Genomic DNA, 24,795 nt, shown 5'->3' on the forward strand with positions numbered 1-24,795 from the left:
CAGCATGTTTCGCACGTTGATAGGGCGCAAGCATGGAAGAAAGCATCACGCCTGGCTGAGCGCGCGTGGTTTCTGCAGTTTGGAGAAGGTGCCACTGGCATCGTAGAGCGCGGGTGGCTCGCCGCCGGTGAGGATTTTCAGCTGATTGGCCGTGGCGGCCTGCTGCATGACGATCGACTGGCCATTTCTGGCATTGGCGGCCTGGCACTGGGCGATCAGATCGGTCAGGACATCACTCTGGCTCAGCAACTGGTCGCCGATGCTCGACTGGCTGGCCAGTTGTTCCAGACCGGCGCGATCGATCGACAGATTGAGGCTGGCGAGGATTTCGCTGCGTTTGCGGCCATGCTGTTCGAGCAGAATGATCAATGCCTGCTTGCGCGCCAGAATCTCTTCCAGCAAAGGCATGTCGCGACCGTGCAAGGCGAGGGACTCGGTTTGCAGTAACTCCAGCAATTGTTGAGCTGGAGCAAAGTCGTCGATGATCAGTTGCAATAAATTAGTGTCGTGCATGGCTGGCCTTGGGTTTTAAGCGTCCAAAAGCCTGGCGCTGACCGAGGCCTAGCGCTGGGCTTCGAAGTTGAGCAGTTTGCTGGCTACACGGTTGCTGTCGACCTTGTAGCTGCCATCGGCAATCGCTGCTTTCAACTCGTCCACACGGGCCTTGTCGACGGCAGGCTGATCGCGCAGCTTGTCAGTGATCTTCTGCAACTGTTGAGCCTCATTGCTGAGGTGTACCGATTCCCCGCTTTTTGCGGTACTGGCCTGTTCGGCCGGGGTATTCAGCGGCGCGGAGGTGCCGGTTTCGGCGGTTTCCTTGGCGTTGCTGGTACGTGTACTGCCCGTAAGTGACGAGGAGCTGTTCAAACGGCTGAAATCGATGACCATGTTAAAAACCTCTGGGAATTTGGACGCTTGCCATGTTCTCGGCCATCCCCTGGAAAACTTTAGGCTCATTTAGCAATGAGCTTGCATGCGCCGTAGCAGATCCTGCTGCGGCACAGTTTAGGGAACAGCTCTGGTCAGCGCCAGTTTTCTGCTTGAGTACTCAGGGGCTTTTCAAATATCCGTTCATCCTGCCGCTCACATTACCGCTACATGGCCACTTCCACCTGGCCGGGCGCGATCACCTGCGCCTTGATAACCCGTTGGGAATTGAGGTTTTTCACCCGAATCTGTTCTTTCAGGCCACCGTTGGACAGGGCTTCGCCCGGCATCCGGACGGCGAGGGTGCCGCTGCGGGCGATGATCACCACTTGATCGCCCTTGCGAACCACTTCCGCCTGTTCCAGATGCACCAGGGTAATGACTTGATCGGCGACCGTTGGTCGGGTCAATTTCTGCCCGATGGCTTCATCTACCGACGTCAGGAAACCCTGGTTGATCGTGCTGACGTCGCGCTCGCGCAAGGTCACGTCCTGGGGCTCGATAATGCCGGCGCGCTTGAGTGGCCGCGTGGTGGTGACAATCTCGCGAAACAGGCGGACTTGAGCGGGCACGAACACCGTCCAGGGGGAGGCGCCTTCGCAGCGGACCTTGACCGTGACACGGCCCAGAGGACGTGCCGGACTCTCCAGTGTCGCTGTCAATTCCTTGTCGCACATAGGCATGCGCATGCGTGGATCGAGCTGGTTGACCTCGATTTCATATCGGCCTTCCGTTTGACTGGTGGCCAGATAGTCTTCTACGGTGAATTCAAGAAAGCCCTGAGTGACGCCGATAAGCATGTCAGGCAAGGTAACCGCATCAGCAATGGCAGGGCTGCCAGCGAAAAACAGGCAAACGGCGGACATCGCGCAAAGCCCTCTGCGGAGGGGAGATGTCAGGCGTCGGAAAAATGTCGTTTGAGCGTTCATACGAGTTAAAAAGCAAGCGCCGTGCCGTTTAGCAATGAATGTGCGTCGCAACAACACTTGGCGTTGGTGTAGGAGTCTGGGCATGGCTGGTGTAATGGATTCGGTGAACCAGCGCACGCAACTGGTGGGGCAGAATCGCCTGGAGCTGTTGTTGTTCCGTCTCGACGGTCAGCAGCTCTACGGGATCAACGTGTTCAAGGTTCGGGAAGTGCTGCAGTGCCCGCAACTGACGCTGATGCCCAAGTCCAGTCCTGTCGTGTGCGGGGTGGCGAATATCCGGGGGGCGACCATTCCGATCCTTGATCTGGCGATGGCGACCGGCTCCGGTGCTTTGAAAGACAAGAACAGTCCGTTTGTGATCATCACGGAATACAACACCAAGACTCAGGGTTTCCTGGTGCGCTCGGTGGAACGTATCGTGAACATGAACTGGGAAGAGATTCATCCGCCGCCCAAGGGCACCGGACGCGATCATTACCTGACCGCTGTGACTCGGGTCGACAATCAGTTAGTCGAAATCATCGACGTCGAGAAGGTGCTGGCGGAAGTCGCGCCGACCCCGGAAGCGATTTCGGTCGGCGTGGTGGATGTCGAGACCCAGAGCAAGGCGTTGTCGTTGCGGGTGCTGACGGTCGATGACTCGTCGGTGGCGCGCAAGCAGGTGACGCGTTGCCTGCAGACGGTCGGTGTCGAAGTGGTGGCGTTGAACGACGGCAAGCAGGCGCTGGATTACCTGCGCAAGCTGGTCGACGAGGGCAAGAAGCCGGAAGAAGAGTTCCTGATGATGATCTCCGACATCGAAATGCCGGAGATGGACGGGTACACCCTGACGGCCGAGATCCGCAGCGACCCTCGCATGCAAAAGCTTCATATCATCCTGCATACTTCGTTGTCGGGTGTGTTCAATCAGGCGATGGTCAAGAAAGTCGGTGCCGATGACTTCCTGGCCAAGTTCCGTCCTGATGACCTGGCATCCCGGGTAGTCGACCGGATCAAAGCAGCAGACATCAGCTAAGGGCCTTCTGCCCCTGGCGTTCAACACGATTTAAGAGGCGGCATCATTTGTCTACGGGTAATTTGGATTTCGAACAGTTCCGGGTCTTCCTGGAAAAAGCCTGTGGCATTTTGCTCGGTGAAAACAAGCAGTATCTGGTGTCGAGCCGTCTCAACAAACTGATGGAGCAGCAAGGCATCAAGTCCCTGGGTGAGCTGGTTCAGCGCATCCAGACCCAGCCGCGCAGCGGTTTGCGCGAGCAGGTGGTCGATGCCATGACGACCAACGAAACCCTGTGGTTTCGCGACACCTATCCGTTTGAAGTCTTGAAGAACAAGGTGCTGCCCGAAGCGATCAAGGCTGCTCCCAACCAGCGTCTGCGGATCTGGTCGGCAGCCTGCTCGTCGGGTCAGGAACCCTATTCGCTGTCGATGTCGATCGACGAGTTCGAGCGGACCAACATCGGTCAGTTGAAGATGGGCGTGCAGATCGTCGCCACCGATCTGTCCGGCAGCATGCTGACCAACTGCAAGACCGGCGAGTACGACAGCCTGGCGATTGGTCGCGGTCTGTCCGCCGATCGTCTGCAGCGCTACTTTGACCCAAAAGGGCCGGGGCGCTGGGTGATCAAGGCGCCGATCAAGAACCGGGTGGAGTTCCGCTCGTTCAACCTGCTCGACAGTTATGCAAGTCTGGGCAAGTTCGACATCGTGTTCTGCCGCAACGTGCTGATCTACTTCTCCGCCGAGGTGAAGAAGGACATCCTGTTGCGCATTCACAGCACGCTGAAGCCCGGCGGTTATCTGTTCCTTGGCGCTTCCGAAGCGCTGAATGGTTTGCCGGATCATTACCAGATGGTGCAGTGCAGCCCGGGGATCATCTACCAGGCGAAGTGAAACACCGGCGACACAAGAAACGGGAGTCCTCAGGGGCTCCCGTTTTTTTATGCCTGAAGGTTTTGCCGGTGGCAGGTGGCGGCAGAAAAGCGGCATCCGGCGGAAACCGGTTGCCGCTTTTCTGGCATTGCCGCGTTGCCGGTTCCGCGCAAAGCCCCGTAATCCGGGGCTTTCTCAAACTGGCACGACGCTTGCTATAGCCCAGTTACGAAAAATCCGGTCACCTGAAGGTTCCCGACATGAGCATCAGCTTCGATAAAGCGCTCGGCATTCACGAAAAGGCTTTGGGCTTCCGCGCCCAGCGTGCCGAAGTGCTGGCCAACAATATCGCCAACGCCGACACCCCGAACTACAAGGCGCGGGATCTGGAGTTCTCCAAAGTGCTCGAAGCACAGAGCCAGAAGAACGCTAACGGCACCATAGCCCTGAACATGACCAACAGCCGTCACATCGAAGCTGAAGGCCTGGGCAATGGCGACGAGTCGCTGATGTATCGCACGCCGATGCAGCCTTCGATCGACCAGAACACCGTGGACGCCCAGCTGGAACAGTCGAACTACGCGGAAAACGCCGTCGGCTTCCAGGCCAGCTTCACCCTGCTCAACAGCAAATTCAAAGGGCTGGTGTCAGCCCTGCGCGGAGAGTAATCCATGTCCCTGTCCAGCGTTTTCAACATTGCCGGCAGCGGCATGAGCGCCCAGACCACCCGTCTCAACACCGTGGCCTCGAACATCGCCAACGCCGAGACCGTCTCGTCGAGCATCGACCAGACCTATCGTGCCCGTCATCCGGTGTTTGCCACCATGTTTCAGGGCGGCCAGAGCGGCGGCAGCAATTCGCTGTTCCAGAACCAGGACGCGGTCGGTCAGGGCGTGCAGGTGCTCGGTGTGGTCGAAGACCAGAGCAACCTCGAAGCGCGCTACGAGCCGAACCATCCGGCGGCCGACGCCAAGGGCTACGTCTACTACCCGAACGTCAACGTGGTGGAAGAAATGGCTGACATGATTTCCGCGAGCCGTTCGTTCCAGACCAACGCTGAAATGATGAACACCGCCAAGACCATGATGCAGAAGGTACTGACCCTCGGTCAGTGATAAGGGGCGACTGCCATGAGTGTTACCGATACCACCAGCAGCCTGACGATGAACGACATACTGGCCAACTCTTCGAAGAAGACCAGTAGCACCACCACCGGCGGCATCGCTTCGGCCACCAACAGCTCGACCGGCGGCCAGGCCCTGGGCAAGGACGCGTTCCTGCAACTGCTGGTGACCCAGCTGAAAAACCAGAACCCGCTCGACCCGCAGGACAACAGCGCATTCGTTGCCCAGCTGGCGCAGTTCAGCAGCCTCGAGGGGATCACCACCCTCAACAGCACCGTCAGTTCGCTGGCCGGCAACTACAACTCGTCGCAAGCGTTGCAGGCGTCGTCGCTGGTGGGTCGCAATGTGATTGTGCAGACCAACACGGTTCAGCTGGACGATCCGAGCAAAGGCATGACCGGTTCGGTCACCGTCCCGTCGTCGATTGCCGGCGGTACCGTCACCATCACCGACAGCAGCGGTGCCACCGTTCGTACCATCGATCTGGGCAGTCGCGCCGCCGGCAATGCGAGCTTCACCTGGGACGGCAAGGACAAGGACGGCAATCTGGTGAAAACCGGTACCTACACCGTCAAGGCCAACGCCTCGATCAACGGCACCGCGACCGACCTGGCGACCTACCTGCCCGCCACGGTCACCAGCGTGACGATCAGCCAGACCGGTGGCGAGTTGATGCTCAACCTGTCCGGCAAGGGCACCGTCGCCCTGTCCAAAGTACAAACCATTGGTATATAGAGCCGACCAACCGGCACAAAGGAGTGGAATATGTCTTTCAATATCGGCCTTAGCGGTCTCTATGCAGCCAACAAGCAACTGGATGTGACCGGCAACAACATCGCCAACGTCGCGACCGCCGGTTTCAAATCCTCCCGTGCAGAATTCGAAGACGTCTACTCGGCGACTCGCCTGGGCAGCGGCAGCAAGGTCATCGGTAACGGTGTGCGCCTGGCCAACGTTTCCCAGCAGTTCACCCAGGGCGACATCAACAACACCGGCAACGTGCTGGACATGGGGATCAACGGTTCGGGCTTCTTCACCCTGAGCAACAACGGTTCGATCTCCTACACCCGTGCCGGTACGTTCAAGGTCGACAAGGACGGCTTCATTACCAACACCGACTACACCTCGCGTCTGCAAGGCTACGGTGTGGATTCCAACGGCAAGATCATCAACGGCGTGTTGACCGATCTGAAGATCGACACCTCGAACCTGGCGCCGAAGTCCACCTCGCTGGTGACCTCGACCATCAACCTGAACTCGACCGCTCCGGTGATCGACGACACAGTAGCGGCCGGCAAGTTCGACCCGACCAACCTTGCGACCTACACCAAGTCGTTCAGCACTCCGATCTATGACAGCCAGGGCAACTCCCATGTCATGGATCAGTACATGGTGAAGACCGGCGCCAACACCTGGAAGGTCTACACCCTGGTGGACGGTCGCAACCCGGATGCTACCGGCAGCGATCCGAAAGTCACTGCGCCTGTCGCATCGACCATGACCTTTGACTCCACTGGCAAGCTGACTCAGGTCAGCACTCCGCCTGCCGTGATCAGCAGCGACCTGAAACTCACTGGCTGGGTACCGGGCACTGTCACCAACGGTGTGTGGACGGCCAACGGTGCTTCGGCTAACCCGGCCGGCATTACCATTTCGATGGCCAAGACCACTCAATACAACGCTGACACCGCGCGTTCGATCCCGACTCAGGATGGTTACGCCACTGGCCAGATCACCAACCTGACCATCGACGGTACCGGTACGCTGTTCGCCAACTTCAGCAACAACCAGAGCAAGGCCATCGGCCAGGTTGCGCTGGCGAGCTTCACCAACGAGCAGGGCCTGCAGCCGATCGGTGGTACCAGCTGGAAAGAGACTTTCGCTTCGGGTATTCCGGGCTACGATGCGCCGGAGACCGGTACGCTGGGTTCGGTGGTTTCGAACTCGCTGGAAGAGTCGAACGTTAACCTGACCAATGAGCTGGTTGATCTGATCAAGGGTCAGAGTAACTATCAGGCGAATGCCAAGACCATCTCCACTCAGAGCACCATCATGCAGACCATTATTCAGATGACCTGATTCTGAGTTTTGGCTGGTTAAGGAGCCCCTCTTTTTGAGGGGCTTTTTTTGCCTTGGGATTGAGGATATATCCGTTGCTCCGGGTGCTGCCGCTGGCGGTTTCGCCCTGACGGCGAGTCCCTTTTTCAGACGCCGGAATGCCGGCCCAGCAAAAAGGAACCAAAAGGCTGGGCCCCGGCGTTCGGCCCCTCGCTGGGGCTCGGTGTTCCTTCGTTCCGATGGGGCCGGCACGTCAAAAGCTTTACTCGAGCTAACGCTCATCGTGTTCAGTGGTGAAAGCAAAGGCAGGCGCGGGATGTTTGCTTTTTAAGACTTGAGTTCAACTCGGTATTTCACGTCGGCGTATCTTTTCAAAGCAACTCGGTCGGTTCCCTCTCCCTCTGGGCGGTCCGACGTTTCGGGAGGGCTAGGGTTAGGGGGCTTTTGCTTTTTCGCGGGCAAAAGAAAACCCCCGACAAACCAGAAGTCTGTCGGGGGTTTCTCGGATCAGGTGTTTCGCAACGCCTGATTCAGCTCAGCTTATTGGCAAGCTTCGCAATCCGGCTCGTCGATGGCGCAAGCCTTCGGTACTGGAGCCGGGCCGGCAGGGGCTGCCAGGACCGAGTCGTCGCCGTGGTTGCCGCCGCTGGATACAGCGTTCAGCTTGCCGGTGTTGATGGTCGACTTCTCGGTGCTGGTCGCGGCCAGGGCACGGAGGTAGTAAGTGGTTTTCAGACCACGGTACCAGGCCATGCGGTAGGTCACGTCCAGCTTCTTGCCCGAAGCGCCGGCGATGTACAGGTTCAGCGACTGGGCCTGGTCGATCCACTTCTGACGACGGCTGGCGGCGTCAACGATCCACTTGGTGTCCACTTCGAACGCGGTCGCGTAGAGCTCTTTGAGTTCTTGCGGGATGCGCTCGATCTGCTGAACCGAACCGTCGTAGTACTTCAGGTCGTTGATCATGACCGAGTCCCACAGGCCGCGAGCCTTCAGGTCGCGAACCAGGTAAGGGTTGATCACGGTGAATTCGCCCGACAGGTTCGATTTCACGTACAGGTTCTGGTAGGTCGGTTCGATCGACTGCGAGACGCCGGTGATGTTGGCGATGGTCGCGGTCGGTGCGATGGCCATGATGTTCGAGTTACGGATGCCTTTCTGTACACGGGCGCGAACCGGTGCCCAGTCCAGGGACTCGGTCAGGTCGACGTCGATGTACTTCTGGCCACGTGCTTCGATCAGGATCTGTTGCGAATCCAGCGGCAGTACGCCTTTGGACCACAGCGAACCCTGGAACGTCTCGTACGAGCCGCGCTCGTCGGCCAGGTCGCAGGAAGCCTGGATCGCGTAGTAGCTGACCGCTTCCATCGACTTGTCGGCGAACTCGACGGCAGCGTCGGAACCGTACGGGATGTGCTGCAGGTACAGCGCGTCCTGGAAGCCCATGATGCCCAGACCGACCGGGCGGTGGCGGAAGTTGGAGTTCTTCGCCTGCGGCACCGAGTAGTAGTTGATGTCGATCACGTTGTCGAGCATGCGCACGGCGACGTCGATGGTGCGCTTGAGTTTGGCGGTGTCCAGCTTGCCGTCGACGATGTGGTTCGGCAGGTTGATCGAGCCCAGGTTGCAGACCGCGATCTCGTCCTTGTTGGTGTTCAGGGTGATCTCGGTGCACAGGTTCGAGCTGTGAACGACGCCGACGTGCTGCTGCGGGCTGCGCAGGTTGCACGGGTCCTTGAACGTCAGCCATGGGTGGCCGGTTTCGAACAGCATCGACAGCATCTTGCGCCACAGGTCTTTGGCCTGAATGGTCTTGAACAGCTTGATCTTGCCCGGGTATTCGGTCAGGGCTTCGTAGTATTCGTAGCGCTCTTCGAAGGCCTTGCCGGTCAGGTCGTGCAGGTCCGGTACTTCGGACGGCGAGAACAGGGTCCACTTGCCGTCATCGAAGACGCGCTTCATGAACAGGTCAGGGATCCAGTTGGCAGTGTTCATGTCGTGGGTACGACGACGGTCATCACCGGTGTTCTTACGGAGTTCGATGAACTCCTCGATGTCCATGTGCCAGGTTTCCAGGTAGGCACAGACAGCGCCTTTGCGCTTGCCACCCTGGTTAACGGCGACGGCGGTGTCGTTCACCACTTTCAGGAACGGAACCACGCCCTGTGACTTGCCGTTGGTGCCCTTGATGTACGAGCCCAGCGCACGAACCGGGGTCCAGTCGTTGCCCAGGCCGCCGGCGAATTTCGACAGCATGGCGTTGTCGTGGATCGCGTGGTAGATGCCCGACAGGTCATCCGGCACGGTGGTCAGGTAGCAGCTCGACAGCTGTGGACGCAGGGTGCCGGCGTTGAACAGGGTCGGGGTCGAAGCCATGTAGTCGAACGAGGACAGCAGGTTGTAGAACTCGATCGCACGGTCTTCTTTCTGCTTCTCTTCGATGGCCAGGCCCATGGCCACGCGCATGAAGAAGATCTGTGGCAGTTCGAAACGCACGCCATCCTTGTGGATGAAGTAACGGTCGTACAGGGTCTGCAGGCCCAGGTAGGTGAATTGCTGGTCGCGCTCGTGGTTGATCGCCTTGCCCAGTTTTTCCAGGTCGAAGGAGGCCAGCACAGGGTTCAGCAGTTCGAACTCGATACCTTTGGCAACGTAGGCCGGCAGGGCCTTGGCGTACAGGTCGGCCATTTCGTGGTGAGTGGCGCTCTCGGCCACGCCCAGGAAGCCCAGGCCTTCGGCACGCAGGGTATCCATCAGCAGGCGGGCGGTCACGAACGAATAGTTCGGCTCGCGCTCGACCAGGGTGCGGGCGGTCATCACCAGCGCGGTGTTGACGTCGTTCAGGGCCACGCCGTCGTACAGGTTCTTCAGGGTTTCGCGCTGGATCAGGTCGCCGTCGACCTCGGCCAGACCTTCGCAGGCTTCGGTGACGATGGTGTTCAGGCGGCCCATGTCCAGCGGCGCGAGGCTGCCGTCGGCGCGGGTGATGCGGATCGACGGGTGCGCCTGTACCGGAGCTTCGGCGGTGGTGCGGGTGGCGCGTTCCTTGGAACGGGCGTCACGGTAGATCACGTAGTCGCGGGCGACTTTCTGCTCGCCGGCACGCATCAGGGCCAGTTCGACCTGGTCCTGGATTTCTTCGATGTGGATGGTGCCGCCCGACGGCATGCGACGCTTGAAGGTCGCGGTGACCTGTTCGGTCAGACGGGCAACGGTGTCGTGGATTCGCGACGAAGCGGCAGCGGTGCCGCCCTCAACTGCGAGAAACGCTTTGGTGATAGCGACGGTGATCTTGTCATCGGTGTAAGGAACGACAGTGCCATTACGCTTGATCACACGCAGTTGGCCAGGCGCGGTGGCAGCCAGATCCGAATTCGAATCGGCGGCCTGCGGCAAGGTGCCCTGCGGGTTCTCGCGAGTTGTGTCGGTTTGCATGGGTGTCTCCACGTTCTCTATGTTTGTTTGGGCACCATCACGGTGCCCACCGTTCCGTCCTGAAGCACTACAACCGGCAGTTGCCGGGTAACGACTTCGGGACAGTTCAGGAAGGGGGCCTTGTGGGCGCCGCTTCCATGCCGAAGTCTTCGGTTCGCGCGATACGCGTGAAACCGCATTCCTTTCGGGGAGCAGTTTCGGACTGCAACACCCGTACCGTTTACGCCGTGATCGGCTGAAAAACGGTAGCCATCCGCAGGCGCGGTTTGGTCTTCTGAAAATACGTTTGGTTCAACCCGACAATGGCAATAAAAAGCCTTGAATTCACTGTCCGGTTTGTGTTTGGTTTTTTGGCCTCAACCCCTACATGTAGGGTTTTTTCAAGCGCGGGCTACAAGATAATGCGTTTTGGGGGAGGATTGCAACGGACAGCCTGTGGATAACCCTGTGCGTAAATTGTGTGCGAAATGTCGAATTCACGTGTAGGCCGCGAACCTGCTGAGCTAGACCGTTTGTCACTGTTTTTCAGTTCGGAAAAACGCTTCAGCGGATTTTTAAGGGCGCGAACCCTATCACAAAAATCCGCCGTGTCCGAACGCATTTACCGACTTGTCTTCTGGCTGTACGCCGTTTATACAATCGGTCCATGTGTACGCATTCTTATCCTCCTTAAAGATGACAAAAAGACGGGAGGATCTTTCCTTTATATGCAGCATCGGCAAGCAGAGGTCACCCGTGGAGCAAGAAGCCTGGCAGGTATTGATAGTCGAGGACGACCAGCGTCTGGCCGAACTGACCCGTGAATACCTGCAAGCCAACGGATTGCGCGTGGAGATCGAAGGCAACGGTGCACTGGCGGCGGCGCGGATCATCAAGGAACAGCCGGACCTGGTGATCCTCGACCTGATGCTTCCCGGCGAAGACGGCCTGAGCATCTGCCGCAAGGTGCGCGACCGCTACGACGGGCCGATCCTGATGCTCACCGCGCGCACCGATGACGCCGACCAGATCCTCGGCCTCGACCTCGGCGCCGACGACTATGTGTGCAAACCGGTGCGCCCACGGCTGTTGCTGGCGCGCATTCAGGCGTTGCTGCGACGCAGTGATACACCGGAGCCGGCGGCAGGCAATCCGCGTCGGCTGCAATTCGGTCCGCTGGTGGTGGACAACGCGTTGCGCGAAGCCTGGCTCAGTGACAGTGGCATCGAGCTGACCAGTGCCGAATTCGATCTGCTCTGGCTGCTGGTGTCCAACGCGGGACGGATCCTGTCCCGGGAAGAGATCTTCACCGCACTGCGCGGCATTGGCTACGACGGCCAGGACCGCTCGATCGATGTGCGCATCTCGCGCATCCGCCCGAAGATCGGCGACGACCCCGATCACCCGCGCCTGATCAAGACCATCCGCAGCAAGGGTTATCTGTTCGTGCCGGAAGCCTGCGTAGAACTGCCGCTGTGAACTCGATCTTCCTGCGCATCTATGGCGGCATGTGCGCGGCACTGATTCTGGTGGCGGTGCTCGGCGTGCTGGCGCTGCACCTGCTCAACCAGGTGCGCAGCGAGCAATATCGCGAGCGCCTGGCCCACGGCACGTTTTCGCTGATGGCCGACAATCTGCAACCGATGAACGAGACCGAGCGCCATCGCGCCTTGCTGGTGTGGGAGCGGCTGCTCGGGATTCCGCTGGCACTGAAGACCTTTGCCCAGACCGATCTCGACCTGACCCAGCGCACCCGGGTGCAGCGCGGGCAGGCGCTGGTCGAGCAGACCGGCCCGCACGCGGCCAAGGTCTATCGACTGGTCAGCGACAAGGAGCAGTTGGTGCTGGTGGGCGAGGTGCAGCAGATCAGTGAGCAACTGGCCCGGGCGACCATTTACCTGTTGGCCGATGAGCTGGTGCGGGTGCCGGTGGGCGAACAACCCAAACGGTTGGCACAATTGAAGGAAGACAAAGGGTTCGGTTTCGATTTGCGGCTGGTCACGGTCAGCGATGCCGACATGGACGAAGACCAGAGCCGTCGGGTGTCCGAGGGCGATACGGTGATGGCGCTGGGCAAGGGCGGCGATTCGATCCGGGTGTTTGCGGGCATGGTCGGCACGCCGTGGGTGCTGGAAATCGGGCCGCTGTATCAGATGAACCCGTACCCGCCGCAATGGCTGGTTTTGATCGCTGCCCTTGGGCTGACCCTGATCGGTCTGATCGTCTATTTATTGGTGCGTCAGCTCGAACGGCGTTTGCGCGGGCTCGAAGCCGCCGCCACGCGCATCGCCAAGGGCAGCCTGGAAACCCGTGTTCCGGCCCGTGGCGCCGACTCGGTGGGCAAACTGGCAGCGGCGTTCAACGGCATGGCCGAGCACTTGCAGCAGTTGCTCGCCATTCAGCGAGAACTGGTGCGCGCGGTGTCCCATGAGTTGCGTACGCCGGTGGCGCGCCTGCGTTTCGGTCTGGAGATGATCGGCTCGGCCACCACCCCGCAGGCGCTGGAAAAATACCGCGAGGGCATGGACCACGACATCGAAGATCTCGACAAACTGGTCGACGAAATGCTCACGTACGCCCGGCTGGAGCAGGGCTCGCCGGCGCTGACCTTCCAGCGCATCGATCTGGATGCGCTGGTCAATCAGGTGATCCAGGAGCTGGCGCCCCTGCGTGCCGAAATTACGGTGCAGCGCGGCCTGTGCCTGTCGGCGGCCGATTGCGATGACGCCTGGGTCGAGGCCGAGCCGCGTTACCTGCACCGCGCCTTGCAGAATCTGGTCAGCAACGCCATGCGCCACGCGCGCTCGAAGGTCACGGTCAGCTATCAGGTCGGGCAGATGCGTTGCCGGGTGGATGTCGAGGACGACGGTCCCGGTGTGCCGGAAACCGCGTGGGAGAAAATCTTCACGCCGTTCCTGCGCCTGGACGACAGTCGCACCCGGGCGTCCGGTGGGCACGGGCTGGGCCTGTCGATCGTGCGGCGGATTATCCATTGGCACGACGGCCGGGCGCTGATCGGCAAGAGCAAAAGTCTGGGCGGGGCGTGTTTCAGTCTGAGCTGGCCGAGGAATCAGGAGCGGCGCTGAAGCCGCTTACGCCTCGATGCTGACCAGACTCAGCAACTGCCCGTCCTGCACGCCAAATTGCGCATCGAGCTCCGTACCGTTGCGCCATTCGCTGGACAGATCCGTCAACAGCCGCAGCCGCACCTGACCCTGTTCATTCCATTCCAGCACCTCGGCGTGTTCGAAGTAGAAGCGCTGCTGCACGATCGGGTACAGCGCCTTGAACAGGCTTTCTTTCACCGAAAAGGTCAGGGTCACCCACAACGCGATCTGATCCCGGGAAGCGGCGGCCATGCGCTGCAATTCCGGTGGGGTCAGGATCTCACCGGCCAGTCGCTCGGCGCGTTCGGCGTTGAGCAGGTTTTCCAGGTCCATGCCCAATCCGCGCCAGTGCCGTTTGTTGGCGACAATCGCCGCCGCGCGACCGGTGCTGTGGGTGATCGAGCCGCAGATGTGCGCCGGCCAGATGGGCGCGCGGTCTTCGCCGATCGCTGGAACAGTGCTTGAGCCTTCCAGTTGCTGCAACGCGGCCCGGGCGCAAATCCGCCCGGCGAGGAATTCCGCCTGCCGCTTGGCCACCGAACGCTGGATGCTCGGCGGCGGCTCGATGGCGCTACGACGAAAGTCATCGCCGAGCAGTTGCGACGGGTCGAAATGGGTACTCAGCAGCACGGTGTCAGGCAACACCGTCGGCAGCGGCCAATGGGCATCGAGCGGGGTGCAGCAGGCGGGGAGGAGAGGGCTGGCAGTCATGTCCGGCATTTTGCCGAGTTGTCCTCAGGCTGGATAGTGCCGACATGATCGTTCCCACGTCGAACCGTGATCGCTCCGACGCTGCGGCCTCGAATTGTGATCGTTCCCACGCAGAGCGTGGGAACGATCAGCAACAGGGATTCAGCCAAAGATTTTCTTGAAGAACGCCTGCATGTCCGCCCAGGATTTTTCATCGGCAGCCTTGTTGTAGCCGATATCCGGGCCGCCGTGATCGCCGTGGCTCAAACGATCCGCGTCGGGATTGCTGAAGCCGTGTTTGGCACCGTCGAGGCTGACGAATTGATAGTCGGCGCCGGCCTTGTCCATTTCCGACTTGAACGCCGTGACGTTGTCCGGGGTGACCATGCTGTCCAGTGCACCGTGTTCGACGAGGATTTTCGCCTTCACGCTGCCCGGCGCAGCCGGGGTCTTGGTGGCCAACGCACCGTGGAAACTCACCACACCGGCCAGCGGCACACCTTGACGCGCCGCGTTCAGCACCACGGCACCGCCGAAGCAGTAACCGATGGCGGCGATTTTATCCTTGTCGGTCTGTGGCTGTTTCTTCAGCAGATCCAGCCCGGCCTGAAAGCGCTTGCTGGTCGCATCGGTGTTTTGCGTGGCCGCTTGCATGAACGCCATCGCATCTTTCGGGTGTTCGGTGTTCTTGCCTTCACCGTACATGTCGATGGCCAGCGCGCTGTAACCGAGCCCGGCGAGATCACGGGCGCGGCGCTTGGCGTAGTCGTTCAGTCCCCACCATTCATGTACCACCACCACGCCAGGGCGCGGGCCCTTGATCGCGTCGTCGTAGGCGTAGTAACCGATCAGCTTTGTGCCGTCGGCGCTCTGGTAGGGGATTTCCTCGGTCTTGATCGCCGCTTGGCTGAGGCCGCTGAAAACAAGGAGGGCGAGGGTTAGAAGCAGGCGCATGATCGGGTCTCCTGACAATAAAGGGTCAAAACAGCCTAGTTCATTTCATTCAGGCCAGGTTCAGAGAGCGTTCAGGGGCGGTACAGGGGAGGGGCAGTAACCTTGCGCCATACCCGAAGAGCACAACTGAGGAACACTCAATGACTCGTTTGAACAAACTGCTGCTGGCTTTCACTGTCATGAGCGCAAGCATCGCTGCCCATGCCGACACCACCACCAACTTTGCCGGCCTGACCTTCGGCCAGACCAGCGACAAGATCAAGAAATCCAACGCCCTGAACGACAACCTCGGCCACCCGGACGCCACCGCGGCCATCGACGGCAACAACACCTACGGCCTGCGCCTGGGTCAGCAAAACAGCCAGGGTCGCTACTACGCCACCTACGACAATGTGTCCGGCTCGCACAATGGCATTAAACTGCGCCAGGAAAACCTGCTGGGCAGCTACGATCTGTTCTACCCGGTGGGTAGCAGCACCAAGCTGTTCGGCGGGGCCACGGCAGGGCTGACCAAGCTGACCCAGGACTCGCCGGGCTACAGCCGCGACAGCGACATCGGTTACGCCGTCGGCGGCCAGTTCGGTGTGTTGCAGCAAGTCTCGCAGAACACCTCGGTGGAACTCGGTTACCGTTACCTGCGCAGCAACGCCAGTACCGAGATGAAAGAGAGTGGCGGCAGCAAGCAAGGCTCGCTGGATTTGACCAGCAGCGCCCAGACTTACCTGTCGGCCAACTACGCTTTCTAAGCGATTGGCGTCAGGCCCGCGCCGGGTCGTCCTTCGAGGGCGACCCGGCGCAGCCATGTGAGGCGAAAGCCTTTGGAGTTGTCGATTTACCCGGGAGAGCGTCATGAAACTGTTGGTCGTCGAAGATGAAGCGCTGTTGCGCCATCACCTGCAAACCCGCCTGACGGAGAGCGGTCACGTGGTCGAATCCGTGGCCAACGCCGAAGAGGCGTTGTACCAGACCGGGCAATTCAACTTTGACCTGGCGGTGATCGACCTCGGCCTGCCGGGCATGAGTGGCCTCGACCTGATTCGCCAACTGCGCTCGGGCGGCAAGACGTTTCCGATCCTGATCCTCACCGCGCGCGGCAACTGGCAGGACAAGGTCGAAGGCCTGGCTGCCGGGGCTGACGATTATCTGGTCAAGCCGTTCCAGTTCGAAGAGCTCGAAGCGCGGCTCAATGCCTTGCTGCGTCGCTCCAGCGGTTTCACCCAGTCGACCATCGTAGCCGGCCCGTTGCTGCTGGACCTGAATCGCAAGCAGGCGAGCCTCGATGAGCAACCGCTGGCGCTGACCGCCTACGAATACCGGATCCTCGAATACCTCATGCGTCATCACCAGCAAGTGGTGCCCAAGGATCGGCTGATGGAACAGTTGTACCCGGATGACGACGAGCGCGATCCGAACGTGATCGAAGTGCTGGTCGGCCGTCTGCGCCGCAAGCTCGAAGGCCCGGCCGGGTTCAAACCGATCGACACCGTGCGCGGCCTCGGTTACCTGTTCAATGAGCGCTGCACTTGATCCGCTCCCTTCGCGTCCGGCTGATGCTCGCCGCCACCACTCTGGCGGTGTTGTTCATGCTCGCGTTGCTCCCGGCGATGCAGGGCGCGTTCAGCCTGGCGCTGCAGGACTCGATCGAGCAGCGGCTGGCGTCCGACGTCACTACGCTGATCTCCGCCGCGCGGGTTGAAAACAACCACCTGATGATGCCGGCACAGTTGCCCGACGAGCGCTTCAACCTCACCGACAATCGCTTGCTTGGCTACATCTACGACCGCGAAGGGCATCTGGTCTGGCGTTCGAAGGGCACCCAGGAAGAGAAGATCAACTACACACCGCGCTACGACGGCCTCGGCAACGAGTTCGCGCGAATCCGCGAGGCCAACGGTCAGGAATTCTTCGTCTACGACGTTGAAGTCAAACTGCTCGGCGGCAAGAGCGCAGCCTTCAGTATCGTGGCCCTGCAACCGGTGCGCGAGTACGAAACCACCCTCGAAGGCCTGCGGGAAAACCTCTACCTCGGTTTCGGTGCGGCGCTGCTGGTGCTGCTGGCGCTGCTGTGGATCGGCCTGACCTGGGGCTTGAAAGCCTTGCGCCGGCTCAGTCAGGAACTCGACGAAATCGAAGGCGGAACCCTCGAAAGCCTCAGCGAACAACACCCGCGTGAACTGCTGCGCCTGACCGGATCGCTCAACCGCCTGCTGCACAGCGAACGTCAGCAGCGCAGCCGTTACCGCGACTCCCTCGACGATCTGGCTCACAGCCTGAAAACCCCGCTGGCGGTATTGCAAGGCGTCAGCGAAGACATGGCCCAGCGTCCCGAGGACCGCGATCAGGCCTGGGTGCTGCAAACCCAGATCGAACGCATGAGCCAGCAGATCGGCTACCAGTTGCAACGCGCCAGCCTTCGCAAAAGTGGTCTGGTGCGCCATCAGGTGCGCCTGCGCCCGGTGCTGCAAAGCCTGTGCGACACGCTGGACAAGGTCTACCGCGACAAACATGTGCGCGTCGCTTTCGATCTGCCGGAGCACTGTTACGTGCCGATCGAGCAGGGCGCCTTGCTGGAGATGATGGGCAACCTGCTGGAAAACGCCTATCGCCTGTGCCTGGGCGAGGTGCGCATCAGCGTGCGCGAAAGCCATTGCGGACTCGACCTGTGCATCGAAGACGACGGCCCCGGCGTACCACCGGATCAGCGCGCACGGATTCTCGAACGCGGCGAACGCCTGGATCGCCAGCATCCGGGGCAGGGGATCGGGCTGGCGGTGGTCAAGGACATCATCGAGAGCTACAGCGCGAAACTGACGCTGGGGGATTCACCGATGGGCGGAGCGGCGTTCAGGATTCATTTCCCGACAATGTAAACGTTGACCTTTCGGCCCCTGCTGGCAGCAAATCGGCGATGACATCAGCCGCATTGCTTTCACTGCTATTGTGTCAGCCCGTCATGTTCGCCGGCCTCGGCCCCGTCAATCAACCATGGGCTGCGGGGCCGGGCGAGAAGCTGCTTCAAGATCCAGCAGGCCCCGACCGTACGCTTCACTGTTTGCATAGATGCCTGTCCGGTTCGCGGTGCTCAGCAGGCGTTCGCGGACTTGTTGCGGCGTGAGTTCCGGATAGCGGCTTTGCAGGGCTGCGAGCGCTCCGCTAACCAGCGCGGCAGCGGGCGACGTGCCAGCGGTCTCGGTGTATTGACCATTCTTGTTGGTGGTCAACAGGCCTTGGTCGGAACCTGAGTCACCGCCCGGTACAGCGATGCACCAGGCTGCCGCCACGCCGCAGTAGTTGGATTTTGCATTGATGGTGCTGCCGTCGCTCTTGAGGGCAACCACCGCGATCCAGCCTTTTTCAAGTTCAGGCAGGGCGAGCGGCAAACCAGGCTCGGCCAAGGGTTCCCGTTTCAACTCGTTTCCGGTCGGGAACACGAAGACTGCCCCTTCCTGAACCATATTCCGCGCTGTGGCCAATGATTCCGGCATGACCTGGTTGTAGCGCGCCTCATTGATCTCGGTCGCCGGGATGGCGTTGGCCCAGGAGTTGTTGAAGATTCGCGCGCCCTTGTCGAAACCAGCTTGCCAGGATTGGGCTATCTCGCTATCAAAGAAAAATGGTTCGTTGTCGTCACCGAAGCGATAGGGGATCAACTGAGCGCCGAAGGCAATACCGTGCATGCCTTTGTCGTCCTTGTTGGCCGCCAGAATGCCGGCCATCTGGGTGCCGTGACCAATTCGGTCGAGGGTGCCGACCCGGTTTTCGACATAATCGAATCCCGGATCCCTCAGCCTGCCCTGAAACTCCGGCAGATTGTCGTTTAAACCCGAGTCGACAACGGCTACAGCCACATCCTGACCGGTGCCGCCACGAGCATAGAGAGCCGACGCATTGACGATTGCCAGAGCTTTCTGAGCCCGATATTCAGGCGTCTCGTACGGCGTTGGATCAATGGAAGGCTGTACTGGATTTACCAGGCACCCCGTTAACAGGAATGGCAAGGCAAGTGTGGTGAGGGTTGCAATGGGTGATTGAAGCATGGTCGTTCCTTCATGAAGCTCCGTGCGCATCAGGCTTCCTGCCAGATGCAAAGGTTGCGGAGGGTGATTGTCTTGAAGGGGAACCCTATCAGCAGAAAGGAAGGTTCAGCAGGGAGGCAAAGTGCCCAGTTTGTTTCCTTCTATGGCGAATGACCTTTTTCAGAGTTCTTGCGCCCGATAAGCCCCTGGCGTCAGCCCCGTCCACTTCTTGAACGCCCGGTGAAACGCCGACGGCTCGGAAAACCCGAGCTGTTCGGCGATCTGTTGCAACGACAGATCGGCCCGCCCCAGGTGATAGATCGCAATGTCCCGTCGCAACTGATCCTTCAATTCCTGAAAACTGGTGCCTTCCTCGCGCAAATGCCGGCGCAGGGTTTGCGGGCTGATGTGCAGGTGCGCGGCCACGGCTTCCAGATCCGGCCAGCGCGCGCTGTCTTGGCTGAGCAAGCGCCGCAGCCGGCTGCTCAGGCTGTTGCCGTCGTCCGGGCGGGACAGCAGGTCGGCGGGGGAGCGTTCGAGGAAATGTTTGAGGGTGCGTTCGTCCTGCAACAGCGGCATGTGCAGGTAACGGCTGTGAAACAGCAGGCTGCTGTGCGTTGCCGAAAATGCCAGCGGGCAGGAAAACAGCAGATCGTATTCCGCCCCGTGCGCCGGTTTCGGGTAGCTGAAACTGGCCTGTTCAAGACGGATCCGCTGGCCGATCAGCCAACTGCCGAGGCGATGCCAGATCACCAGCAGGCTTTCGCTGAGAAAGTGATCCGGATCCCACAATTGCGCATCGTCGAGGCTCAGGCGCACCCATTCGTCTTCATGGGTCAGGGTCAGGCGCGGGGCTTCGGGGAATAGGCTGTAAAACAGCAAGCCGCGTTGCAGAGCCTTCTCCAGGCTGCGGCAATGAATGATCGCATGGCACATCATGGCGAAGCTGCCGGGTTTGCTCGGCGCGTTGCCGAAGCCCAGGTATTCGTCGTCCAGCGCCAGCCACAGGTTCTGGATCAGTTGGGTGAATTGCTCCGGGGGGATCCGCGCGCGCGGCTCGTCGAGCAGTTCGGGGCTGATGCCCAGTTGCTGCAGCAGGTCCGAATAGTCGTAACCCGAGCGCCGTGCGCCACCCAGGGCGGCGCGGGCAAAGTGACTGGCGATGGTGCGTTCGCGCATGGGCGGCAGATCCTTCCTCTGGCGACCGATGGTAGCGGCTGCCTTTGACCGGTAACAAGGCGGATTTCCGCCAAATTGTAGGACGAGGTCGCGGGAGTTGGCGGAAATCCGCCACACTTGAGTCACCGAACAGTGACACAGAAAAAACCGCATCCCCTGATATCAAAAGGCTTACAGCGATTTGCACCAAAGTGGCACGACGTTTGCGATAAGAGCGACAGAAGCGTGCGCCGAGCCGGTCCGGAAAAGCGCCGTTCGACACAACAAATCCCTCCAGTGCAGGAGGGTTCGCAATTCAAGTGTCGCGTTCAACAGATGGATGTTGCCACGCGGGACTCTTGAGGAACTTTGCAATGACGACTCGTCAGCCACTGTACAAATCCCTGTATTTCCAGGTGATCGTTGCCATCGCCATCGGCATCCTGCTCGGTCACTTCTACCCACAGACCGGTGTGGCGCTCAAGCCACTGGGTGACGGGTTCATCAAACTGATCAAAATGGTCATTGCGCCGATCATCTTCTGTACCGTTGTCAGCGGCATCGCCGGCATGCAGAACATGAAGTCCGTGGGCAAGACCGGCGGCTACGCGCTGCTGTACTTCGAAATCGTTTCCACCATTGCCCTGCTGATCGGTCTGGTCGTGGTCAACGTTGTGCAACCGGGCGCCGGCATGCACATCGACGTGACCACCCTGGACGCCTCGAAAATCGCCACCTATGTGACGGCCAGTAAAGACCAGAGCATCGTTGGCTTCCTCCTCAACGTGATCCCGAACACCATCGTCGGCGCGTTTGCCACCGGTGACATCCTGCAAGTGTTGATGTTCTCGGTGATCTTCGGCTATGCGCTGCATCGTCTGGGTTCGTACGGTCGTCCGCTGCTGGACCTGATCGATCGTTTCGCCCACGTCATGTTCAACATCATCAACATGATCATGAAGCTGGCGCCGCTGGGTGCGCTGGGTGCCATGGCCTTCACCATCGGTGCCTACGGTGTCGGCTCGCTGGTGCAGTTGGGCCAGTTGATGATCTGCTTCTACATCACCTGCATCCTGTTCGTGCTGGTGGTTCTGGGCTCGATCTGCCGGGCTCATGGTTTCAGCGTGCTGAAGCTGGTGCGCTACATCCGTGAAGAACTGTTGATCGTACTGGGTACGTCCTCCTCCGAATCGGCGCTGCCACGCATGCTGATCAAGATGGAGCGTCTGGGCGCGAAGAAATCGGTGGTGGGTCTGGTCATCCCGACCGGCTACTCGTTCAACCTCGACGGTACCTCGATCTACTTGACCATGGCGGCCGTGTTCATCGCTCAGGCGACCGACACCCACATGGACATCACCCATCAGATCACCCTGCTGCTGGTGCTGCTGCTGTCCTCCAAAGGCGCAGCCGGTGTGACCGGTTCGGGCTTCATCGTACTGGCGGCCACTCTGTCGGCCGTAGGTCACCTGCCGGTGGCCGGTCTGGCGCTGATCCTGGGTATCGACCGCTTCATGTCCGAAGCCCGTGCCCTGACCAACCTGGTCGGCAACGCTGTAGCGACCATCGTCGTGGCCAAGTGGGTCAAGGAGCTGGACACCGACGTGCTGCAATCCGAGCTGGCCTCGGGCGGTCGCGGTATCTCCGACGAGCGTGAAGAAGACGACCTGGGCGTGGCCGAAGGCCCGACCCCGAGCAGTGTGAAGTAAGCATCGCTTGAATGGAAAAACCCGCTTCGGCGGGTTTTTTCTTGCCTGCTGTTTGAGCGCAACGGTCAGCGCAACTGATGCATCCGGTAATTGCCCCATCGCCGATGGCTGCCTAGGCTGCAGGCATCGTTGATGGAGATTGCCCATGTCTGCACCGCTGGCCTCACTGAAAATTCTGGATTTCTCGACCCTGCTGCCGGGGCCGTTCGCCTCGCTGTTGCTGGCGGACATGGGCGCCGAAGTGCTGCGCATCGAATCGCCGACCCGCCTCGACCTGGTGCGGGTGTTGCCGCCTCACGATCACGGGGGCTCGGCCAGTCACGCTTATCTCAACCGCAACAAGCGCAGCCTGGCGCTGGACCTCAAGCAGCCCGAGGCGCTGGAGCTGGTCAAACAGCTGCTGGCGGACTACGACATCGTGCTGGAGCAGTTTCGTCCCGGGGTGATGGAGCGGCTGGGGCTGGGTTACGAGGTGCTGAAGGCGATCAATCCGAAGCTGATTTATGTGTCGATCACCGGTTACGGCCAGACCGGGCCCTACAAGGACCGCGCCGGCCACGACATCAACTATCTGGCGCTGGCCGGGCTCTCCAGTTATACCGGGCGCGCCGACAATGGGCCGTTGCCACTGGGCATGCAGGTGGCGGACATTGCTGGCGGCTCGCTGCACGGGGTGATCGGCCTGTTGGCAGCGGTGATTTCCCGCCAGCAAACCGGGCAGGGCACACACCTGGACGTGAGCATGACCGACTGCGCGTTCAGCCTGAACGCCATGGCCGGTGCCGGGTATCTGGCCTGCGGCGAGGAGCCGGGTTGGGAAGATCAGATGCTCAATGGCGGCAGTTTCTACGATTACTACCGCTCCCGCGACGGACGCTGGATGTCGGTGGGCAGTCTGGAACCGGCCTTCATGCAGCCACTGTGTACGGCGCTGGGAAGGCCGGAACTGGCGGCGCAGGGCTTGTCACCCAGACCCGAACAGCAACGGGCGCTCAAGGAAGCCTTGAAAGTCGAGTTCGAGAAGCATGACTTTGCTGAACTGTGCGAGTTGTTCGCCGGGATCGACGCCTGTGTCGAACCGGTGTTGAACCTGAGCGAGGCGGTGCAGCATCCGCAATTGCAGGCGCGGGAACTGGTGACGCCGGTGCCGCGTGGAGATGGCTCGGCGCAGGCGCAGATCGCGTGCCCGCTGAAGTTCTCCGAGGCATTGCCGGCGCCGCGGCATGTTGGCGCGGCGCTGGGGCAGCATACGGATCAGGTGTTGGCGGAGTTGGGGTTGAGCCCTGAGCGGATTGCCGAATTACGTGCCGCGAAAGTCGTCGCGTAGCTCGCAGCTCCCAGTTAGAAGATCGTTCCCACGCAGAGCGTGGGAACGAGATGGGGAATTACTCGACCCGCATCTCGCCACTGAACACCAGCGTGTGGCGACAGCGTCGGCACAAATAGCGCCGACCTTGCCGGACCAGGCTATGGCGCTGCGCCGAAAACGGAAAATCACTGTCGGCACACGGGCATTTATAGATGTAACGGGTCACGCTGCGACGTTTGACTTCATAGGTGTGGCAGCGATCCGGCGACAATTCGTAGACGCCACGCATGATCAGTTGCCACTCCTCGCCGTGGGGCTGGATGCGGTCGCCGAACAGTTGATGGGCGATCAGGTGCGCGACTTCGTGGGCCACGGTCTGCTTGAGGAAGTGTTCGGTGTTTTCCCGGTACAGCTGCGGATTGAAGCGCAGCAGGTTCTCGTGCAGATGCGCGACCCCGGCTTTTTGCCCGCGCAGCTTGAGGCTCACCACGGGGCGTTTGAAAGAACGTTTGAAAAAGGATTCAGCGAGTTGGAAACAGTCTTCGACGCGGGTATTGAGTTGCTCGGGCATGCTTGATGGATCTCCAGAGGTTTGGAGTATGCCGCAACCTTCCAGTCTTGCGTATCACCCGACTGCCGAATGGTCGCGACGTCTGTTTCAGGCATGAGAAGGCCGCCTTGCGGCGGCCTGTGTTGGCGGATCTTGTTCTTCTCGGGAGGAACCGCAGGCTAATTGGTGTAGACGGGCCCCACGCCCAGTCCCCAGACAATCACGGTGAACGCCATGATGGCCACCAGCACCACCAGACCCACCGCCAGTACCGAGCTGGAAAACAGGAAGCCCTCGTCAGACGGAATGTTCATGAAGGTCGGCAGCCCCACATACAGCAGGTAAACCGTGTAGCAGATGGCCGCCGTGCCGACGATCATCCCCAGCCACATGTGCGGGTACAGCGCCGCCAGCCCGCCGACGAACAGCGGTGTCGCGGTGTAGGTGGCAAATGCCACGCAACGGGCCAGGCTCGGGTTGGCGTCGTAGGTGCGGGCCATCCAGTGCACGAAGGCACCCATGACCGCGACCCCGCCGAGCATTGCCAGGTAGGACATGATCGTCATCCACAACGCGCTTTCGACGGTGAGCATCACCGGTGCGCGGTTGCCGATCACCCAGCCGACCTGAGTCGTGCCGATAAATGCCGAAACAGCGGGAATCGCCGCCAGAATCAGCGTGTGCGTCAGGTACATGTGGCTGATGCTTTCTTCCTGGTCGCCACGGATTTCCTTCCATTCCTGATCGGGGTGGGTAAAAAGTCCCACTACGTGATGGATCATGCCAGTCACTCCTCTCGTTATTGCCGTCGCCCCCCAGCGGAGCGCCTACGGACCAATGCGGCCGAGCAAATACAGGTCTTCAGATTGTGTGCGACCTTATGTCGCAGTATAGAAAGGTCTTAACCGCACAGGTGATAGGGGCTTAGAGCAAATCGCGCTGTAAAACGCCGGGGTAATCGCGTCGGGGTCTGTGCGTACG

23 protein-coding genes are annotated in these 24,795 nt (G+C 60.4%); 13 read left to right on the forward strand and 10 right to left on the reverse strand.

Annotated features, from left to right (window positions below; translation table 11 throughout):
• Positions 1 to 45: 45 nt before the first annotated feature.
• The 3 genes from L6D81_RS03335 to flgA form a co-directional block, all read right to left on the reverse strand.
• Positions 46 to 513 (reverse strand): flagella synthesis protein FlgN, encoded by a 468-nt coding sequence (locus L6D81_RS03335; RefSeq protein ID WP_236177889.1) that lies wholly within the window; start codon positions 511 to 513, stop codon positions 46 to 48.
• Between the two features lie 48 nt (positions 514 to 561).
• The gene (flgM, locus tag L6D81_RS03340; protein ID WP_236177890.1) at positions 562 to 888 is read right to left on the reverse strand and encodes a flagellar biosynthesis anti-sigma factor FlgM; all 327 of its coding nucleotides are present in this window, start codon (positions 886 to 888) and stop codon (positions 562 to 564) included.
• Positions 889 to 1,094: 206 nt separating this feature from the next.
• Complete coding sequence (gene flgA / locus L6D81_RS03345; RefSeq protein WP_236177891.1) at positions 1,095 to 1,856, reverse strand: flagellar basal body P-ring formation chaperone FlgA; 762 nt, start codon at positions 1,854 to 1,856, stop codon at positions 1,095 to 1,097.
• 82 nt (positions 1,857 to 1,938) lie between these two features.
• Between flgA and L6D81_RS03350 the strand changes: the two genes are divergently transcribed.
• The 6 genes from L6D81_RS03350 (at position 1,939) to flgE (ending at position 6,928) form a co-directional block, all read left to right on the forward strand.
• Positions 1,939 to 2,871 carry a chemotaxis protein CheV gene (locus L6D81_RS03350; protein ID WP_007960326.1) on the forward strand — a complete coding sequence of 311 codons (933 nt, stop codon included), beginning with the start codon at positions 1,939 to 1,941 and terminating at the stop codon, positions 2,869 to 2,871.
• Between the two features lie 47 nt (positions 2,872 to 2,918).
• A complete protein-coding gene (gene cheR, locus L6D81_RS03355) occupies positions 2,919 to 3,746 on the forward strand; it encodes a protein-glutamate O-methyltransferase CheR (protein WP_007960327.1) in 828 nt (275 codons plus the stop codon).
• 239 nt (positions 3,747 to 3,985) lie between these two features.
• Positions 3,986 to 4,393: a flagellar basal body rod protein FlgB gene (gene flgB / locus L6D81_RS03360; RefSeq protein ID WP_007960328.1), complete on the forward strand. Its 408-nt coding sequence runs from the start codon at positions 3,986 to 3,988 to the stop codon at positions 4,391 to 4,393.
• 3 nt (positions 4,394 to 4,396) lie between these two features.
• The gene (gene flgC / locus L6D81_RS03365) at positions 4,397 to 4,840 is read left to right on the forward strand and encodes a flagellar basal body rod protein FlgC (protein ID WP_236177892.1); all 444 of its coding nucleotides are present in this window, start codon (positions 4,397 to 4,399) and stop codon (positions 4,838 to 4,840) included.
• A 15-nt stretch (positions 4,841 to 4,855) separates the two neighbouring features.
• Positions 4,856 to 5,584, forward strand: a complete 729-nt coding sequence (gene flgD / locus L6D81_RS03370) for a flagellar hook assembly protein FlgD (protein ID WP_236177893.1) — start codon at positions 4,856 to 4,858, stop codon at positions 5,582 to 5,584.
• Between the two features lie 30 nt (positions 5,585 to 5,614).
• Positions 5,615 to 6,928, forward strand: coding sequence for a flagellar hook protein FlgE (flgE, locus tag L6D81_RS03375; protein ID WP_039772113.1), 1,314 nt, complete (start codon positions 5,615 to 5,617; stop codon positions 6,926 to 6,928).
• 519 nt (positions 6,929 to 7,447) lie between these two features.
• On the opposite strand, the gene L6D81_RS03380 is transcribed toward flgE, so the two are convergent.
• Positions 7,448 to 10,342, reverse strand: coding sequence for a ribonucleoside-diphosphate reductase subunit alpha (locus tag L6D81_RS03380; protein ID WP_011335505.1), 2,895 nt, complete (start codon positions 10,340 to 10,342; stop codon positions 7,448 to 7,450).
• A 735-nt stretch (positions 10,343 to 11,077) separates the two neighbouring features.
• On the opposite strand from L6D81_RS03380, the gene L6D81_RS03385 reads away from it, so the two are divergent.
• Both L6D81_RS03385 and L6D81_RS03390 read left to right on the forward strand, forming a co-directional pair.
• Complete coding sequence (locus L6D81_RS03385; protein ID WP_201816000.1) at positions 11,078 to 11,800, forward strand: response regulator; 723 nt, start codon at positions 11,078 to 11,080, stop codon at positions 11,798 to 11,800.
• Positions 11,797 to 13,407, forward strand: a complete 1,611-nt coding sequence (locus tag L6D81_RS03390) for an ATP-binding protein (RefSeq protein ID WP_236177894.1) — start codon at positions 11,797 to 11,799, stop codon at positions 13,405 to 13,407. Before L6D81_RS03385 ends, L6D81_RS03390 begins: the two co-directional genes overlap by 4 nt.
• A gap of 6 nt (positions 13,408 to 13,413) precedes the next feature.
• Here L6D81_RS03390 and L6D81_RS03395 read toward each other — a convergent pair whose 3' ends face one another.
• Both L6D81_RS03395 and L6D81_RS03400 read right to left on the reverse strand, forming a co-directional pair.
• Positions 13,414 to 14,139 carry a 4'-phosphopantetheinyl transferase family protein gene (locus tag L6D81_RS03395; protein WP_236177895.1) on the reverse strand — a complete coding sequence of 242 codons (726 nt, stop codon included), beginning with the start codon at positions 14,137 to 14,139 and terminating at the stop codon, positions 13,414 to 13,416.
• Between the two features lie 141 nt (positions 14,140 to 14,280).
• The gene (locus tag L6D81_RS03400; RefSeq protein ID WP_236177896.1) at positions 14,281 to 15,072 is read right to left on the reverse strand and encodes a dienelactone hydrolase family protein; all 792 of its coding nucleotides are present in this window, start codon (positions 15,070 to 15,072) and stop codon (positions 14,281 to 14,283) included.
• A gap of 140 nt (positions 15,073 to 15,212) precedes the next feature.
• Between L6D81_RS03400 and L6D81_RS03405 the strand changes: the two genes are divergently transcribed.
• The 3 genes from L6D81_RS03405 (at position 15,213) to L6D81_RS03415 (ending at position 17,942) form a co-directional block, all read left to right on the forward strand.
• A complete protein-coding gene (locus L6D81_RS03405; protein WP_115078893.1) occupies positions 15,213 to 15,818 on the forward strand; it encodes a hypothetical protein in 606 nt (201 codons plus the stop codon).
• 103 nt (positions 15,819 to 15,921) lie between these two features.
• Positions 15,922 to 16,599 carry a response regulator transcription factor gene (locus L6D81_RS03410; RefSeq protein ID WP_236177897.1) on the forward strand — a complete coding sequence of 226 codons (678 nt, stop codon included), beginning with the start codon at positions 15,922 to 15,924 and terminating at the stop codon, positions 16,597 to 16,599.
• The gene (locus L6D81_RS03415; protein ID WP_236177898.1) at positions 16,596 to 17,942 is read left to right on the forward strand and encodes an ATP-binding protein; all 1,347 of its coding nucleotides are present in this window, start codon (positions 16,596 to 16,598) and stop codon (positions 17,940 to 17,942) included. Before L6D81_RS03410 ends, L6D81_RS03415 begins: the two co-directional genes overlap by 4 nt.
• Before the next feature lie 105 nt (positions 17,943 to 18,047).
• Here the strand turns inward: L6D81_RS03415 and L6D81_RS03420 are convergent, their stop codons facing one another.
• A complete protein-coding gene (locus tag L6D81_RS03420; RefSeq protein ID WP_236177899.1) occupies positions 18,048 to 19,109 on the reverse strand; it encodes a S8 family peptidase in 1,062 nt (353 codons plus the stop codon).
• A gap of 159 nt (positions 19,110 to 19,268) precedes the next feature.
• On the reverse strand, positions 19,269 to 20,267 hold the full coding sequence (locus L6D81_RS03425; protein ID WP_236177900.1) for an AraC family transcriptional regulator: 999 nt from the start codon (positions 20,265 to 20,267) through the stop codon (positions 19,269 to 19,271).
• A gap of 353 nt (positions 20,268 to 20,620) precedes the next feature.
• Between L6D81_RS03425 and L6D81_RS03430 the strand changes: the two genes are divergently transcribed.
• Complete coding sequence (locus tag L6D81_RS03430; protein WP_236177901.1) at positions 20,621 to 21,955, forward strand: dicarboxylate/amino acid:cation symporter; 1,335 nt, start codon at positions 20,621 to 20,623, stop codon at positions 21,953 to 21,955.
• A 145-nt stretch (positions 21,956 to 22,100) separates the two neighbouring features.
• On the forward strand, positions 22,101 to 23,282 hold the full coding sequence (locus L6D81_RS03435; protein WP_236177902.1) for a CaiB/BaiF CoA transferase family protein: 1,182 nt from the start codon (positions 22,101 to 22,103) through the stop codon (positions 23,280 to 23,282).
• A 58-nt stretch (positions 23,283 to 23,340) separates the two neighbouring features.
• On the opposite strand, the gene L6D81_RS03440 is transcribed toward L6D81_RS03435, so the two are convergent.
• Both L6D81_RS03440 and L6D81_RS03445 read right to left on the reverse strand, forming a co-directional pair.
• Positions 23,341 to 23,835, reverse strand: coding sequence for a SprT family zinc-dependent metalloprotease (locus L6D81_RS03440; protein WP_236177903.1), 495 nt, complete (start codon positions 23,833 to 23,835; stop codon positions 23,341 to 23,343).
• Positions 23,836 to 23,993: 158 nt separating this feature from the next.
• Complete coding sequence (locus L6D81_RS03445) at positions 23,994 to 24,596, reverse strand: Yip1 family protein (RefSeq protein WP_007957761.1); 603 nt, start codon at positions 24,594 to 24,596, stop codon at positions 23,994 to 23,996.
• Between the last annotated feature and the right edge of the window lie 199 nt (positions 24,597 to 24,795).

Source organism: Pseudomonas sputi (genome assembly GCF_021603585.1).
In the GTDB taxonomy this organism is placed as follows: domain Bacteria; phylum Pseudomonadota; class Gammaproteobacteria; order Pseudomonadales; family Pseudomonadaceae; genus Aquipseudomonas; species Aquipseudomonas sputi.